The organism is Paenibacillus sp. FSL A5-0031 (genome assembly GCF_001956295.1).
Lineage (GTDB): Bacteria > Bacillota > Bacilli > Paenibacillales > Paenibacillaceae > Pristimantibacillus.
This window is the reverse complement of record NZ_MRTD01000003.1, coordinates 343,155-360,952: the sequence shown is the minus strand read 5'-3', so window position 1 is coordinate 360,952 and position 17,798 is coordinate 343,155. Positions and strand designations below refer to the sequence as shown.

11 protein-coding genes are annotated in these 17,798 nt (G+C 43.8%); 2 read left to right on the top strand and 9 right to left on the bottom strand.

All coding sequences use genetic code 11. The annotated features are described in order from the left end of the window. Positions 1 to 14: 14 nt before the first annotated feature. The 6 genes from gntK to glgB all read right to left on the bottom strand — a co-directional run bounded on the left by gntK (position 15) and on the right by glgB (position 9,585). Positions 15 to 1,553: a gluconokinase gene (gene gntK, locus BK120_RS07865; RefSeq protein ID WP_076266921.1), complete on the bottom strand. Its 1,539-nt coding sequence runs from the start codon at positions 1,551 to 1,553 to the stop codon at positions 15 to 17. A 258-nt stretch (positions 1,554 to 1,811) separates the two neighbouring features. Continuing rightward, positions 1,812 to 3,797, bottom strand: a complete 1,986-nt coding sequence (locus BK120_RS07860) for a glycoside hydrolase family 15 protein (protein ID WP_076266920.1) — start codon at positions 3,795 to 3,797, stop codon at positions 1,812 to 1,814. Next, positions 3,779 to 5,245 carry a glycogen synthase GlgA gene (glgA, locus tag BK120_RS07855; protein WP_076266919.1) on the bottom strand — a complete coding sequence of 489 codons (1,467 nt, stop codon included), beginning with the start codon at positions 5,243 to 5,245 and terminating at the stop codon, positions 3,779 to 3,781. Before glgA ends, BK120_RS07860 begins: the two co-directional genes overlap by 19 nt. A 140-nt stretch (positions 5,246 to 5,385) precedes the next feature. After that, positions 5,386 to 6,498, bottom strand: coding sequence for a glucose-1-phosphate adenylyltransferase subunit GlgD (glgD, locus tag BK120_RS07850; RefSeq protein ID WP_076266918.1), 1,113 nt, complete (start codon positions 6,496 to 6,498; stop codon positions 5,386 to 5,388). Next, complete coding sequence (locus BK120_RS07845; protein ID WP_076266917.1) at positions 6,495 to 7,661, bottom strand: glucose-1-phosphate adenylyltransferase; 1,167 nt, start codon at positions 7,659 to 7,661, stop codon at positions 6,495 to 6,497. Before BK120_RS07845 ends, glgD begins: the two co-directional genes overlap by 4 nt. Positions 7,662 to 7,677: 16 nt before the next feature. Continuing rightward, positions 7,678 to 9,585: a 1,4-alpha-glucan branching protein GlgB gene (glgB, locus tag BK120_RS07840; protein ID WP_076266916.1), complete on the bottom strand. Its 1,908-nt coding sequence runs from the start codon at positions 9,583 to 9,585 to the stop codon at positions 7,678 to 7,680. Between the two features lie 698 nt (positions 9,586 to 10,283). Between glgB and BK120_RS07830 the strand changes: the two genes are divergently transcribed. Beyond that, positions 10,284 to 11,177: a helix-turn-helix domain-containing protein gene (locus tag BK120_RS07830; RefSeq protein ID WP_076266914.1), complete on the top strand. Its 894-nt coding sequence runs from the start codon at positions 10,284 to 10,286 to the stop codon at positions 11,175 to 11,177. Positions 11,178 to 11,179: 2 nt separating this feature from the next. On the opposite strand, the gene helD is transcribed toward BK120_RS07830, so the two are convergent. Continuing rightward, entirely contained in the window at positions 11,180 to 13,507 is a 2,328-nt protein-coding gene (gene helD, locus BK120_RS07825) for an RNA polymerase recycling motor HelD (protein WP_076266913.1), read from the bottom strand. 240 nt (positions 13,508 to 13,747) lie between these two features. Between helD and BK120_RS07820 the strand changes: the two genes are divergently transcribed. Further along, on the top strand, positions 13,748 to 14,473 hold the full coding sequence (locus tag BK120_RS07820; protein ID WP_076266912.1) for a queuosine precursor transporter: 726 nt from the start codon (positions 13,748 to 13,750) through the stop codon (positions 14,471 to 14,473). 91 nt (positions 14,474 to 14,564) lie between these two features. Here the strand turns inward: BK120_RS07820 and BK120_RS07815 are convergent, their stop codons facing one another. After that, positions 14,565 to 16,889, bottom strand: a complete 2,325-nt coding sequence (locus tag BK120_RS07815; protein WP_083681722.1) for a poly(ethylene terephthalate) hydrolase family protein — start codon at positions 16,887 to 16,889, stop codon at positions 14,565 to 14,567. After that, the gene (locus BK120_RS07810; protein WP_076266911.1) at positions 16,880 to 17,668 is read right to left on the bottom strand and encodes an ABC transporter ATP-binding protein; all 789 of its coding nucleotides are present in this window, start codon (positions 17,666 to 17,668) and stop codon (positions 16,880 to 16,882) included. Before BK120_RS07810 ends, BK120_RS07815 begins: the two co-directional genes overlap by 10 nt. Between the last annotated feature and the right edge of the window lie 130 nt (positions 17,669 to 17,798).

Genomic DNA, 17,798 nt, shown 5'->3' with positions numbered 1-17,798 from the left:
TTTTGCGATATGAATTAAACATATTTTTGTTGAAACGCTGCAATATTTGCGTATTCCTCGGTTAATAAACGAGAAACTCGGATGTAGATCCGCATGAGCTCGGCATAAATTTCAGCATTTTGTTTATTGGGCAAATGAAAATGCGAGCCTCCTACCATATCCGCAACGACGTCCAGCGAATCCACCTCGCCCAAGCTGTATAACCCCAAAATAACCGCGCCAAGACAAGAGCTTTCAATACTCTCAGGCACATGCAATTCTTGATCAAATATGTCAGCCATCATCTGGCGCCAAAGCTCTGACCTCGCAAAACCGCCTGTTGCTTGAATTTGAGTAGGTTTACCCGTTAATTCTTCAAGTGCCATGAGTACGCTGTATAAATTATAAATGACTCCTTCTAACGCTGCGCGAACTAAATGCTCTTTCTTATGATGCAGTCCCAGCCCAAAATAAGAACCACGCGCATTCGCATCCCAAAGCGGAGCACGTTCACCTGACAAATAAGGATGGAAAATAAGACCCTCAGAACCCGGTTTCGCCTTCGCAGCGAGCTCCGTCAGCAGCTCATAGGGATCGATACCTCTTTCTTTAGCCGTAATAACTTCTTCCGTACCGATCTGATCGCGAACCCAGCGAAAAATCATTCCTCCGTTATTCACTGGTCCCCCGATAACCCAGTGCTTCTCAGTTAAAGCATAGCAAAAAATTCGGCCCTTCGGATCAGTTACAGGCTTGTCCGTTATTGCTCGAATAGCACCGCTCGTACCGATTGTAACGGCAACTACGCCAGGCTTAATCGCATTGACACCCAAATTGGAGAGTACGCCATCACTAGCGCCTACAATAAATGGTGTGTTTGACTGCAAATTCATCTGCTTCGCAAACTGCTCTTCCAATCCCTCCAGCTTATACGTCGTCGGCACAAGCTCCGATAGCCGATCTGCCGTAACGCCAGCAACACGAAGAGCTTCCTCATCCCATTGCAAATTGTTCAAATGGAACAAGCCTGTTGCTGATGCAATCGAATAATCGATGACGTAACGTCCGAACAGCTTGAAGAACACGTACTCTTTTATCGAAATAAATTTGTATGTACGATCGAATAACTCCTTATGATCATGACGCAGCCAGGTAAGCTTGGATAACGGAGACATCGGGTGAATGGGAGTGCCAGTACGCAAATAGATTTCATGGCCATTCCATTCATTTTTAATTTTATTCGTCCATTCGATACTCCGATTGTCTGCCCATGTTATGCATCTTGATATTGGCGTCCCTTCTTGATCCACAGCGATCACGCTATGCATAGCCGAACTGAATGAAACACATAAAATATCTTCTTGCTGCACGTTGCTTTTTGCAACAGCTTGACCAATAGTGCCTAAGACAGCATTAAAAATTTCATCTGGGTTCTGCTCCGCAATAGCTGGCGAAGGAGAATGCAGCGGATATTCAATACCATGGCTTGCGACTATGACACCATTAGCCGTAAAGAGTACTGCCTTCGTGCTTGTCGTTCCTATATCAACACCGATAACATATTTTGTACTCATCCTTGTACCTCCGCATACAATTGCCAAATCAGCATCTGGCTTTAAAATCGTTTACCCTGTAATTGCTACAATATCGTTATTACCGTAATTATTCAACCCGTTTCTATACGAATGAACAGCATGTGATCAATAGATTGAGAAGTAATTCTTTTTTTATTCAGCGATTCTCTTTCGTGAAAAATAGAACAAAAAAGAACCTGAATGCGAGATTACAGCACTCAGGTTCTTCATTTCATTTCGCTTCAAGTTATGAAAACTTTAAAGTAAACCGTTAGCCTCCGCTTCCATACGAAGACGTTTATATTTCTCAGCATATTTGCTCACGCTGTGTACGACGGTTGCATGCGACCAAGTTAGCGGCGCTACGGATAGCGGCGTTCCGTCGTAAGGATTAAGCTGCTCCGGCAGCAATCCGCTTTGCAGTGCATGATCAGATACCCATTGCAGCGTACTGCGCGGGCTTTCCAGCTCTTGAAGCGTTTTGGCGGAATCAATCTCAAAGTTAGCTACCCATAGCGTACAAATAATCCAAGGGTTTCCTGGAACCTTGTCAATTTCACCTGTTTGCTGGAAATAATAATCGTTCGTATAACGGGCGATGCCTCCGATATGGGTTTTGACCTGCAGCCCTTCCTTGATGGCATGCATCGTCTGCACGACGCGATAATCATCAACGGGAAGCACGCCAAATTCCAGAACGCCAAACAAGCTGCTCTCGAGCGTCATATCCTTCACCCAGCGATTATCCTTCTGAATAAGTCCTCTGGCGAATCGGCCGGTTTCTTCATCCCACAAATTAGTTACAATGCCATGTTTAATTGTTTCTGCTGTGCTTTTGTAAAGATCGCTGCGCTCATAATCGCCAAATAGATCCGTGAAAAACGATGCAGCCATTAAACCGCCATATACAGATGCGGCGGTGTATGTCCAGATGCCGTAGCGCTCCTCCCACAAGTCATAGCTCGGTTTCGGCAGTGACAAGGAAGGCTCCATGTACGAGGTCAAAAAAGTAGCAGCCTTGCGAATCAGGTTGCTATATAAGGACTGCGGCAGCTCAATCACTTGATTCCGCGAGTAGTCCTTCCACAATGCGAATAACACGAGTGCGGTTTCATCCTCTTGAATAGGCAATCTTCTGCTGCCCTGCACGATATACGGATGCCAGCTTGAGCCGACTGTTCCATCTGGATTATATTTGTGATACAAATACCCTTCAGGCGACAAAGCCTGTGCGCAAAAATGGAAAAAAGGAGCTATTACACTCTGATACCCTGCCATAGACATTGCATCTGCAATAAGAGCGCCGTCACGCGGCCACATATAGCTGTAGTGGTCCCGATTGTATTGCAGGATATCCGTATCATTGGCAGCTAATATAGCGCCTCTTTCATCCACCTGTGTTCTTACGAGAAGCAAGCTTTGTTTGAACATCTTCACCACATCATGCGGCAGATCGCCAAGGTCTGATTCTGCTCGGCGAAGCCAGTGCTTCCAGTAAATAACCATCCGGCTAAGCAGCTTCTCCGGATGATTCTCCTGAACATATTGGTTCAGCTCTTTGACTTCCTCAAGATTTTGGCCGATTGACATCCAATAATAAATGGTTTTTTCGCTGTTTGGAGCAACGACGGTTCGGAAGCTGATCGTGCTGTCAACGGAACCCTGGGCAATCGAATTGCCCATAAGCACGCCGTCCTCCGCGTCGCGCCATGTTCCTTCAGCGGACTGGAACCTCTTGATTCCTGTAGAATACTGCGTCATGCCGCCTTCATCTGAGAAACCGTTGAACATAAAGTAATTATTGCGTTTGTAGTGATACAGCGTGTGATTTTCAGGATAATAAACAGCGGTATCTCCAACCTCTGTTCCGTCTATCATCAAGTCCTGATGGAAAAACAAACGTACTTCTTTTGTATCATTCGTTTTATTACGAATGACTACCCGTTTGATATAAATGCATTCCCGCTGATGAATCCCGTCGTTCATATAAAGCTCGATGCCTAAACCATCGTGCTTAGCCGTAATATTCGTAACCAAAGAATCCTCAATATAATCTAGATCAAACTTCCATCCCGGCTCATCCAGCCAGCTAAAGGCACCTTCTACCCATACGCCTAAGCGGCAATATTGTCCGCCTACGTGATTTAACTGCCCAACGAATGGATAATAAATATCCCGAATAAAACAATGTTGATCCAAATTAAGGAGCATCTTTCCGTTGCCGATTACAAGATGACGGGCCATGATTCTTCGTTCTCCTTTCGATGCGCTAAAAGTTGTGAGTAAACGGATATATAGGCTTTGGCAGACCGATTCCAGCTGTAATCCTCGTTGCTGCCATTACTCACGATTTGCTTCCAGACTTCCTGATTACGATAAAGAGCCAGCGCTCTGCGCACGGTATTCATATAGTCGTGCGCATTGTAATTCGTAAAGCTGAAGCCGTTACCTTCGCCAGTATATTCGTTATAGGCTTGTACCGTGTCCTTTAGTCCTCCTGTCTCACGGACAATCGGGACGGAACGATAGCGCAGCGCAAGAAGTTGACTCAAGCCGCATGGCTCGAATTGCGAAGGCATGGCGAACATGTCCGAGCCTGCATAAATTCGGCGTGCTAGTCTATCATCATAACCGATCCATACAGCAACCTTACCCGGATGACGAGAAGCGGCATCATTGAAAAATTGCTCATATTGCCAATCACCCGCACCCAATATTACAAATTGCACGTCTTCTTGGAGCAGTTCTTCAAATGTTGCCGTAATTAAATCAAAGCCCTTTTGCTCCACCAATCTTGAAACGATTCCGATAAGCGGTATATCTTCGGACTGCGGTAGCCCTAGCTCACGCTGGAGCTCCACTTTGTTTTTTCTTTTGCGATTCAAGGCATTTCGGAAAGGAATGGCAATAGCTTCGTCATTCATCGGATCAAACAGCTCATCATCAATGCCATTCACTATCCCAATTAAATCGCCTGAACGATACCTGAGCAAAGAATCTAGCCTCTCGCCGAAATAATTGGTTTGAATTTCTTGAGCATACGTACCGCTCACAGTCGTCAGCTTGTCGGCATACACGAGGCCGCCTTTCATACAGCTGCCTGCTCCATGAAATTCCAAGCTGTCCTCCAGAAACATATCATCACCGGCTCCAAGCAAATCCTTCAGGAGATCAATTCCAAATAAACCTTGATATTTTAAGTTGTGAATCGTAAATACGGATTTGGTATACGCCCAAGCCGGATCATAATAATATCTTGTCTTTAGGAGAAACGGAATGAGTCCCGTTTGCCAATCGTGGCAATGAACGATATCCGGATGGAATTCCATATACCGTACCGCTTCCATCACAGCAAAGCAGAAGAATACAAACCTTTCCGCATCATCCCCGTAACCATAAAGCCCATCTCTTTTAAAATAAAACTCGTTATCGATTAAATAATAAGTAATGCCTTCAAACTCCGCTCTAAGCAAACCGCAATATTGATTGCGCCAGCCAAACGACACGTTAAAATGAGTGACAAGCTCAAACTGCAAGGTAAGTGCAGCAGGAATTTGTGCATACTTCGGCAATACGACTCTGGTATCAACGCCCCGCTTATTCAGCGCCTTGGGGAGCGCCCCTGCAACGTCGGCGAGACCGCCAGTCTTCGCAAGCGGTACAGCTTCTGAGGTTGCGAACAAAATGTTCATAGGATTCTCCTTTCTCATGGACGCCGCATCAGCAATGCATGAACCCAACTGGAATCTGATTTTATTTTCCGATCGTGGTAAATTGCATTTTTTCGCGGCAAATAAAAGTTTGAATAGGATGAGCGTAACGATTGCTTATATTAAATAATTTTCCGTTTTCCTGCTAAGAATGGCGAGCTTGCCGCTCCCCTAATATCACGATCCGCTTCAACGCGGACGTCTTTGTCCAAAATACTGTGCTGTAAAAAGCTATTTTCTCCGATAACGCCATTTTGCATAACGATACTATTGCTTACGATAGCGCCCTTCTGTACATGTACGCCGCGGAAAATAATGCTGTTCACTACGGTACCTTCAATACGGCAGCCGTTTGCAATTAACGAATTCGTAACTTTGGAATTACCCAAATACCGGGCAGGCGGCTCATCCTTAACCTTCGTAAATATAGAACCCGGCTGATAAAATAGTTCCTTCCAAACATCCGGATCTAATAAATTCATATTATTGCGATAATAGCTGCTAAGCGTATTAACTACACCCAAATATCCCTCATACATATACCCATATACATTAAGCTGATTCAATCTAGAGAATATCGCGTGGCGAACCAGATGATCCTGGCCTTGAGCAAGCGAGGTCTCTACTAATTCCATCAGCAGCTCTTTGCGCATAACGTACATTTCCATAGAATTGATGTCACTAGACATCCGGCCATAGTGATCTTGAATGGCAGTGATTCTGCCTTCGTCATTCAACTTCACTTTACGAGCTTTGCCCATTAATATATCAGCCTGCTGCTTGCACACAACGGTGATGTCAGCTTCCCGCTCCAAATGAAAATCGATAACCTTCTCGAAATCGATATTGCAAACCATGTGGCTGCGTGTAATGACAACATAGTCGAGTGATGACCGATTAAAATAATCACGCTGTTGATAGAAATGATACAAATCTCCGCGGCTAATTTCTTGAATGTCGTCTGTTGCTGGCGGTAGCACAAATAATCCGCTTTGACGATGCTGCAAATCCCAATGTTTTCCTGAACCCAAATGATCCATAAGTGAGCGGTATTTCGTATGCGCAAAAACGGCAACCTTGGAGATTCCCGAGTTAACCATGCTCGACAGTACAAAATCAATCAAACGATATCTCGCGCCAAAGGGGACAGTAGCAAGGCAGCGGCTTTGTGTTAAATGTTCCAGCTCGTCAGTTTCATGAATTAAATTGATGACGCCCATGACTTTATGCTTCATGAGTGCTCCACCTCCTGCAGCAAATGTTCGTTCGTCACATATTGATCCACTGCTATAACGGTAATGGCATCATCATCTGGGCTTCCAATCGTTACACCCGCTTGAATGACGGCTCCTTCGCCAATAATCGCTCTATAAATGCGTGCGCCTTCGCCTATTCTTACATTAGGCATGACGACTGATTCCGTAATGACTGTGTTTTTGGCTGCTTTGACGCCATAGAACAATACCGAGCGATCAACAACCCCTTCAATCATGCACCCTTCTGTTATTAAAGAAGAAGAAACCTGTGCACTTGCGCCAATATGTTGTGCTGGTTGATTTGGACTTACCGAATAAATGCGCCAATCGGCATCGGCAAGCTCAAGCGGAGGTTCATCAGCAAGTAAATCCATATTCGCTTCCCATAAACTCTCGATTGTACCAACATCTTTCCAATAGCCCTTGAACGGATATGAATGCAGCCGTTTCCCGTCTCTCATCATGGCTGGGATAAGATCCTTGCCAAAATCGTGACTGGAGCTGCGGCTTGCTTCATCATAAATCAAATACTTTTGGAGCTCGGACCATGTGAAAATGTATACGCCCATGGAAGCGATGTTGCTAGTCGGGTTTTTCGGTTTTTCCTCAAAAGCCGTAATTCGATCCTCATCATCGATATGCATAACACCAAAACGGCTTGCTTCTTTCCAATCTACCTCAATCCCGGCAATCGTCACGTCTGCTCCTGAACGCTTATGATGCTGGAGCATTAAATCATAATCCATTTTGTAAATGTGGTCTCCTGAAATGATAAGAACATACTCAGGATTGTAAGGTTCAATAAAGGACATATTTTGATAAATTGCATTTGCCGTGCCTTTATACCATACGCCGCCCTTTTGTTTCATAAATGGCGGCAAAATGGTCATGCCGCCATCGCGGCGGTCAAGTCCCCATGGACTGCCAATGCCAAGATAACGATTGAGCTCCAGCGGTTGATATTGCGTTAGTACGCCCACAGTGTCAATTCCCGAGTGTGCGCAATTGCTTAACGTAAAATCAATTATTCTGTATTTACCGCCAAAATAGACTGCAGGCTTAGCTAAATCCTTTGTTAGCACGCCCAGCCTTTTCCCTTCGCCTCCTGCAAGCAGCATAGCGATCATTTCTTTTCGGCCCATGGACACCAACTCCCTCTCAAATTGTGTTCCCCGGATCTAAGCTGAAGATCTGGAATGTCAGGGGGGGTAAGTGAAGCGTAATGCTTTGATTGTGACCGTGCCAAGCGACGTTTTCACTGGTGTATCCTTGTGGTGCCTGTGTTACCGTTCCGCCAAATGGCTTCTCATTGCTATTTATTAAAGAGCTGTAGAAACCTGGCTCTGGAACACCAATACGGAACTGTTTGTAATCGTTCCTAGAAAAATTAGCAATAACAACGGAGAAATCAGTATTTCCGCGGCGGATAAAGGATATGACGGATTGTGCTGCATTATGAACATCAATCCATTCGAAGCAATCCGCCTGGCTGTCTCTCTCCCATAATGAAGGCTGATCAGTATAGATATGATTAAGTGCTTTCACATAATGGTGCATGCTGCGATGCTTATCATATTCGAGCAGCATCCAATCCAGCATGTCGGCGTCCTTCCATTCATCGAACTGCCCCCATTCACTGCCCATAAACAACAGCTTCTTACCAGGATGCGTAATCCAATAGCCGTAGAACAAACGTAATTGTGCAAATTTCTCTTCGTAGCTTCCAGGCATTTTGTTTAGCAAAGAACGTTTGCCGTGGACAACTTCATCGTGCGATAGAGGCAATACATAGTTTTCCGAAAAAGCATAAAGGAGTGAAAATGTAATGAGATGGTGATGATGCGAACGTTCAGCCGGATCCAGTGCCATATAACGCAGCATATCGTTCATCCAGCCCATATTCCATTTAAAATTAAATCCGAGGCCGCCTTTGTAGGTTGGTGATGTAACAGCGGGCCATGCGGAAGAATCTTCTGCAAGCATCAAAGTATCGGGGTAATAATGAAACACGGTTTCATTAAGCTTCTTAAGGAAGCGGAGAGCATCTAGGTTGTCTGGGCCGCCTAGGTAGTTGTATGTATGCATTTCCGGCGGTTTGTCCATGTGTAAATTGATCATGCTGGCGACAGCGTCAACACGCAACCCATCAATGTGAAATAAGTCCATCCAGTAAATGGCGTTTGAAATAAGAAAGCTGACAACTTCTTTTTTCTCGAAATCGAAGGCAAGCGTCCCCCAGAGCGGCTTCTCCGCTCGATTGGCATCTGCCCCTTCAAAAATGGGTGTACCGTCAAAAAGTCGCAGCCCATGATCATCTTTGCAGAAATGTCCGGGAACCCAATCCAAAATAACACCGAGTCCATGTTGGTGGCATTTATCTACAAATCGCATCAGCTGCTTCGGAGATCCGTAACGACTCGTCGCTGCATAAAAGCCAGTAATCTGATAGCCCCAAGATTGATCTAGAGGATGCTCAGACAGCGGCATAAGCTCGATATGCGTATAACCCATTTCAGCTGTATACGGGATCAAGTCATCTGCTAATTCCTCGTACGTGTAATAATCCTCTTTGCCTTTAATTTTCCACGAACCTGCATGCACCTCATAAATGAGCAGCGGGTTCGTGTATGGAGGAAGCTCGCGCTTCCTCTCCTGCCACTTTGCATCATCCCATTTGTAGCCTTCTAAATCTGAGACAATAGATGCCGTTCCTGGCCGACGCTCTGCAAAGAAAGCGTACGGATCAGCTTTTCTAATGATTTTGCCTTCTATGGTTACAATCTCATACTTGTATAATTCGCCTTCACCAATGCCAGGGACAAACAAGCTGTAAACGCCAGTCGTTCCAATCCTTGCCATTGCATGCCGATTGCCAATCCATTTATTGAATTTGCCAATAACCCGAACCTCAGCTGCGTTTGGTGCCCAAACTGTAAATCGAACACCTTTTTTACCATCCAATTGAACACGGTGCGCACCCATAAAACGGTAGCTGTGGTATGAACTTCCTTCGTTGAATAAATAAAGATCTTTTATGGATAATCCGATAGGTGCCGTTTGAACCATTCTTGGTTTCACCCCCTGTTGGATGATTAATTACAAGTACTTTAATCATCTGAACACGAATCACTTTATCCACATTATACATGGTTTTGAAAAAAAACACAGTCGTTTTCATAGATTTCGACAATAATAATTAATCCATGTCAGATTACGTAACATCAATCTTTTTCCGGACTCAGCGTTCGCTGTATGTAATAATGTTTAGCACAAAAACCTTTCGTTTTTGAGAGTTGAGTACATTTAATCCATTTGCAATTTGTAATTTGTTTAACTCTGCGCGGTCTTACAATGGAAGGATCACCGTGACGCAGCAAACGTTGGTGGTGCATTGCACATAAATCTTTGGCTTTGATCGGCTTCGTACAGTTTTCTATGATGCAATGGTTCATATTCTGTCTCCCCTGTGTGTTAGCCTGCTGCTCTTTTTTTCCACTTGAGGCTGTCTGCTTTCATATTATCGGGAAACCGAATGAGAATAAAGCCTGCTGGCGGAGTGTTACAGGTGATTTTGAATCAACTTATGACTATTTGCACCATAAAGGTATCGTTTCAGCGATCAAGTTTAATTAATTAAACTTATGAAACACTTTTGAAACATAATACGAAATGCCAAATTCATTGACTTGTTTGTTTAGAACGACTATTTTATACTTTTATTTGATTATAGGGTCGTGGAATGGGTTTAAGAGGAGTGTTTCGTATTGTCGGTTTACAATCATATTTTTCAAATCATGAATCAGCCTATGCTGCTAATGAGTCAAAATGAAATAGAGGTGCGCATAGAGGACGCGAACCAAGCTTTCCTTAGGTTATGCGGTTATACGCTAAAAGAGCTGCAATCCAAAAAAAGCAGCTATTTGCTTCATAAATACAAGATCAACATTTCAAGGCAAGTGATGAGAAGCGAAGTTATTATTTACACCAAATCGAAACGAAAAATTTCTGTACGCATTGACCTGCAGCCTTTGCCAAGGAGCATTGATAATAAACTCCTTTATGCCTTCATTATATTCGAAGATCTATCACCATACAATTGGATTGAACAGCAAGCAGAAAGAAATAAAGTGTTGATTAGCGGAATTATTGATAGACATCATCATGTGCGTTTTCTAAGAGACAGGCTTGCTCCCTTTCAAATTGAGCCTAACCAGCAAATGCAGGACGAAACGCTGCTGCAATTTATTGCGGAAACGGATCATGGAAAAATTTTAAAAATAATACAAGAGGCTCACCTGCAAAAAAAAGAGCGGAGTCTTACGATTAAGACAAGCAAGCTAAGCGGAATCGAGTTTGAGTTGTCTGTTTCGTTTACACCCATCATTGACGGATTTGGCGACGTACTTGAGTTTGCATTCGTCATCTGGGATCTGCGTCCTGTCGATGATTGTATCGAAGCTTCGATGAAACTGCGCATATGGATGGCCAAAAGAGATATAACCGTCGGTTATCTATCCTCATCAACCGGTATTTCCATTCAAACCATTTCCAAGCTCCGCAACGGGAAAATATTGAAGCCCCAAAGACTTACAGCAGAGCTGATAGCTTCGGAGCTTCAAGTGGATGTTCATGAAATTTGGTCAGAGATTAGAAAATAAGGTTATTTGATGAACGGCGTGAGCTCTCCCGTATAGAAAATATGGAGCTCATGCATCGCTCTCGTACATGCGGTGTAAAACAGCTTTCTTTCGCTTTCGCGTGAATAGATCTCATTGCTAGCATTGCTAATGACAACTGCATCAAACTCGACGCCCTTGGCTAAATAAGTAGGAATCACAATAATTCCTTTTTCAAACGTAACGGTTTCCTTCTCTACAAGGCGGAGCTTAGGAAAGTATGGCTGCAAAGACGCATGCATGCGTTTGCTTTCTTCCGCCGTCTTACATATGACCGCAATTGATTGATAACCGCCCAGCAGCAGCTGATTCATTCTCTCCTGCATTCCCTCTATGAGCTGCATTTCGCTATCTGCTTTAGTGATTGTTGGCTCAGCGCCATCTCGGTTGAAGGCCTCGATTTGATCACCGCCTTCAATCATCCGACTCGTGAATGACACAATCGGCTTCGTCGAGCGATAGCTTCTTGTTAAAATGATCTTCTCTGTCTCCTCCTCGCTATACAGCTCTGATAACGGCTCAAAACCATTACCTGTTACAGCGTGAGCAAATATGGACTGATTGAGATCACCCAGCACGGTCATTTTGCAGTTGGGAAAAATACGTTTTAAATAGTGATATTGAAAAGGTGAATAATCCTGCGCTTCATCAATAAATAAATGTTTAACCAATGTATTCGTTTGAAATCCTTCAAGCTTTTCTTTTAAATATAAATACGGAGTAGCATCCTCATAATAAATCTCTTTCTGATTGAGCTTTGCAATCGTTTGCTCACTAATTTCATTCCATTTTTCAGGCAATTGATGATCGCTGTTTTTAAATCGCTCCAACATATTCGCATTATCCTCGAATAGTCTCTTATAAATCGCAGGCACATCCAAAAACAATAATTGCTTCACTCGTCTGCGCAGCTTCTTGAATTTTTTCTGTACAACCATCGCGGCTAAATAATCACGTTCGGCGTCAAAATCGTCAAATGTATTTCCTGCAAAATGTTTTTTCCGTTCCAGATCTTCAAATGCCTTCGCATACGCCTCTTGATCTAGAAGCTCGATCTGTTCCTGAACCCAGTCCTGATCACGTTCTTCGCGGCTTAACCGCGTCAGCTCTTTCAGAATCCATTCCGCCGTAAGACGTATCCGGTTTCCAATGGAAGACGAACGCTCCAAACTGTAAAACTGCTCCGAGATTGCTGCAGCAGAAATCAATTTTCGTCCCATAAACGTAATTGCTTTAAAAGCTAGCCCCTCTTGACCAAGCTCGGCAGCATAATGATCAATCAAATGCATAAACGAATTGCTTGATTTATAAGTAATTCCAGCTATTCTCGCATCATAGCCTTGTTCATTAACCGCTGCGAGCGTATATTCCATTTGTGAGAATGGGTCCTCTAAGGCAAACGTTTGTCCTAACCTGTGCTCGAGATACTGCTGATAGGTCGTTTGCTGCATATTTTGCTCGCCAAGCTCAGGCAATACGGTCGCCACATAACTGTTGAACATTGGGTTTGGTGAGAATAAAACGATTTGGTTCGCATTTAACCAGCCGCGATACCGATAAAGCAAATAGGCCACTCGTTGAAGCGCGGCTGACGTTTTTCCGCTGCCCGCAGCTCCTTGAACGATAAGAAGCCTAGCGCGCTCGTTGCGAATGATACGATTTTGCTCACGCTGAATCGTAGCTACAATACTTTTCATTTGGGCATCAGACTGCTTGCCTAACACTTCCTGAAGCAGCTCATCCCCGATCGTGACTCCCGTGTCGAACATACTGCGAATTTCAGCATCACGAATAATAAATTGACGCTTAAGCGACATTTCGCCTTTAATCGATCCGCTTGGCGTTTCGTACTGCACAGGACCCGGGCCATAATCGTAATAAAGACTCGATACGGGAGCCCGCCAGTCATAGATAAGGTACTCATATCCGCTATCATCCAGCAAGGAGCCTACACCTAAATAAATCGGCTCTGATTCGGACTGCCCCTCCTCCTGAAGATCAATTCGACCGAAGTATGGAGAATGCACAAGCTTATAAAGTGTTTTTAGCTGTTCCTCAGCATGGCGGTGGCTTCTTTCACGCTCTGAGAGTACCTCTGCTTGCTGCTTCATGCTGGCATGCGACTCTGCTGATTCCGCCGCATCCTCAAAATTTAGTGTTACATCATCCCAAAAATTACGTCGGAAATCAACGATATCCTCGCGTATGCCGCCCAGCTGATTGTTGAATTGTTCTATCCGAGTGCGGATGAGATCCGTCACGTCAATGACACGCTGCTGCTCTTGTTCCAATTGTTCGTTAGAATTAGTCACTTTACCACTCCTTAACTATTAGTAAGGTTAACCAAGTCTTTGGCATACCATGTTTTAAAACGTAACATCCATTTTACCATCTTCTGCCGCCTAAATGAAACAACAATCAAAAGTTATTGCTCCGCTCCTAAGAAGCGTTTATAATGACAAAGGCAGAAAAACAACTCAGAAGTCTTATCAGTCAAGCAATTCGCGGTTCGAAAACTCCCGCGTTATCAAAACTAGGAGGTAACAAGCAACATGTTTAATTTATGGTTTGGCGCGATCTTCATGCTCGTGCATTTTTCGTTATTTCTTCTTTCGTATCGTTTTTTTGGCCGGATAGGCATTTACGCTTGGATAGGAATGGCTACCGTGTTAGCCAACATTCAAGTCGTCAAAACAATCGATATCCATGCCTTCGGCATGATTATTGCTATAACGCTTGGCAATACGATGTACGGAACTATCTACTTGGCGTCAGACCTTCTTAATGAAAAGTATGGCGAGAAAGCGGCCAAAAGAGCCGTTTGGTTCGGATTCTTCACGCTTATTACTTCGACCATTATTATGCAGATGGCGCTTCTTTTTAATCCGTTAAATGAAGAATTTCCTCTGCAGGTTCAAGGTGCTATGGAAACGTTATTCGGTCTAATGCCAAGAATTGCACTAGCAAGCTTATGCGCATATTTTGTGAGCCAATTTTTGGACGTCAAAATTTACTCCACTTTAAAACGTTTATGTCCGGCTCCTAATCAGCTCTGGATTCGTAATAATGGGAGTACTATGGTAAGTCAGCTAGTCGATACGTTCATATTTTGCACCATTGCTTTTGCAGGCGCACCAGGCTATAGCAGCAAGCTTTGGCTCTCAATTTTCTTATCGACTTATGTCATCAAATTTATCGTATCCCTTTGTTCGACACCATTCTTATATGCTGCAAGAAACTTTACCTTTAAAGAAGAGAAGGAAAGTCTTCCGGGCTGATGCCATCTGGACAAGCTCGTAACTTATGATTCATATAAGGTTGTAAAAGCGGGATGCCAACTGCCAGGCATCCCGCTTTCCTATTTGCTCGCTATGATGTAAACCCAATATCATCAATCATTACTTTTCCTGGTCCACTTACAAAACGAAACGTAATTCGGCTAATCTCATCCGCTTTTATCGCTAATTCGTCTGAGCTGAACAGCTCAAGCGGCAGTGTGTAGGTTTGAAATATGGGCTCCGAAGATTCTTTGTATTTCTCATCCTTAATGCGCTCCTCCAGCCAAGGAAAAGCCATAAAAGCAGTATACGTTGGCGGCGCCACAGGCATAACTTTATCTAAGCCTAGCTCTATACTCTCGCCTTCAGTCGTCGTAAGCTCAATCTCTATGACCGGCAGCGGCGGCGGTTCAGTGAGTTCTAATGCGTTATTAGCAGCATCCGCTTTGTCTTTATCCTCAACAGCAATCAAATCACGTTCAAGATTTGCCATCGAAAATACAAGATTGCCCTCCGTTATTTCTGCGGCTTGATCAATCGTATTTGGCGATAATTCCAAAGCATATTCCGCCCCAGGCTCCGACCATTCCAGCTCGATTCCTTTTGTACCTTTGTTTTTGCCATCGCGGTCTTCGGCTGATGCGATGCTCCAATCGATCATTCCAGCAACGCTCGCCTTGCCGCCATTTTTCAGAGCTGTTTTTTGCTTGCCATCATCATACCTTGCAATCTCTGTAAAATCGGACGATTCAAACCGATTGGTATACGCTGTATTTGGCAGCCAATCAAGTCCAGAGCGATAATCTTCAAAAAGCTGCTTATAGCTGTTTTCACCCAGCAAAGTAGCTTGCAAAAATGCCGATACATAAACTTTGGAAACTTGACGCTGGTCCTCAGCTGCAAGCAGCTCCTTACGACTCAAGAATAGACCTCCCGGCGGACGCTCATCCATTCTCCCCCAGTCAGAATTAAATTGACTGTGATTAGCATCCGCGATATAAAGAGCTGCCTTAAACTTATCCGTTGACTCTTGGAACTTCGTTCTGCTGTACTGTCGATCACCGTAAAAATTGTTTACATCCGCATCTCGCGCCCCTTGAAGCGTCAAGTAATTTACATCGGTCAGCTGAGCCGATTTATTATCGACTTGCTTATCTGTTGGGGCGATTGCCACAACAGACTCGATTATAACATCATTTAAGCTCTTTAATGTTTTGTCGTCTTTAAACCAGCGATCCGCGTCAGAAGCCATAGCTACTGCTTGGCCGCCGCGGGAATGACCAATTAATGCAACCCTGCTTAAGTCAACCTTTCCGGTAAAAGGATTACCGACTTCTTCGTTCAACTGTTTAATTTGCTGCAAATGCTTAAGAAGTACCCAAGCGCGTACCTTCATATCATTATTAGGTATACCAGACCAAACGGAATAGTTTAAAAAATTCTCATCTACTGAAATGGCTATTATGCCTTGGCTAGCAAGCAGCTCTCCCAAATAGCCGTAACCCCCATCAGAAAAATCCTCCATCAAATGATTGCCATGTACGATAAGTGCAATTGGATATGGTCCTTCACCCTCCGGCATCCAGACACGGCCATTTAAAGGCAGATCATGCTCGTTAAATCCCCAAAATTTTGTTTTCAGTTTTGACCATTCTGTAATATAAGCTGAAGCATCAACTGCCGTAGATCGAACATCAACCTCTTTGCCAAAAATGACTCTATGCTTATCCAGCCCGCTTCCGTAAGTGAAAGTCTGAAATGCAAATTTCCCATTCTCAGCTGGATCAGGCGCATTTATTGTATTATTAATGGAATTGCTGTCCAGCGCGACGTCAGCCGTTTGAGACATAGCTGCAGTTCCTGGCCAATAAACAAACAGATAGCTGATCGCTGCAACAGAAGCTGCTCCAACCATAATCAAAAATTTGCTCCGTCGCTTTATTTTTAACTTTAAGAGGACACCGAGCAAACAGCCCGCAGCAGACCCTATTAAGGTAAAAGCTAACGCAATGATAATCGACATGAGTATGCCGAGCTCAGCATAATACAAAATCAGATAAGCCTCTATCGAAGCGTATGTCCATACAGCCGCAAGTCTGCGTGGTATTGGTAAATACAACATTGAATATATAAATGATAGCAAGTTTGCTGCTAGACTCATAGCAACGATATTCAAAATTAAAAAAAGTAAAATATCAATGCCCGTACCAAGTCCAGTCGGCATGCCAAGCGCGGCTGCCGTCATCGCTAGTGACGCAAATAGAGCTGTGCTTCCTGTAGCAATTCTCGCTATATAATGATCTCGATCATTCCTAAGCTCAAATCGATTTTTTAACCAAGCCATTATTTTTTTCCATCTTTTTGGCTCAGGAGGCTGCTGCAGCTGAAACTGCGGCTCTTGCAATACTAATTCCATAAATCCCCCTCAACAGTAATCCAGTTTCGGCTATTACGCTTCTCGATATGGACAGGCACTCCAAAAAAATCACTCATAAGTGCGGATGTCAGCACCTCAGAAGTGTCATTTGCTGCAAACACCTTCCCCTTCTTAATTAAAAGCGTTTTTGCAAAGCAAGGCAATATCTCTTCCACGTGATGGGTCACGTAAATAATGGTAGGAGCATTCTGCTCGCCTGCCACAGCAGCTATCATTTGGAGCAGCTGCTCGCGTGCAAATACATCAAGGCCTGTACATGGCTCATCCAGTATTAACAGCTTCGGAGAAGCCATCAGCGCCCTTGCGATCAACACTCGCTGCTTCTCTCCTTGTGACAGCGTGTTGTAGGTTCGCTCCATTAAAGCAGTACAGCCAAGCGTTCTCATTAATTCTTCTGCTTGGATCATGTCAGCAGAATCGGTTTGATCATATAGTCCAATTGTTGCAAATTTGCCGCTAAGAACAATTTTCAGAGCAGTCTCAGAGCCATATAGCTTTTGCTGCAATGAAGTACTAACCCAACCAATGCTTTTTCTCAGCTCGCGCAAATCAAATTCTCCGAATTTTTTTCCAAGAACCGCCATACTGCCTTCAGATGGCCATATATAGCCGTTAATCATATTCAGCAATGTTGTTTTGCCAGACCCGTTCAGTCCAAGCAAACACCAATGCTCACCTTCGTTTACTTTCCAGCTTATTTGTTCCAAAATTTTATTGTTATTTTGTTCCCACGATACGTTATGAATGTCAATAATCATGATTAACTCTCCCGTCTGTTGACTTTTAAGTATGCTATAAATTTGACTTGGCATATAATATCGACCATTATAATAATACAACGATTCTCGCTTATGTCGAAACCGTTCCAGCTAATAATCACATATATAT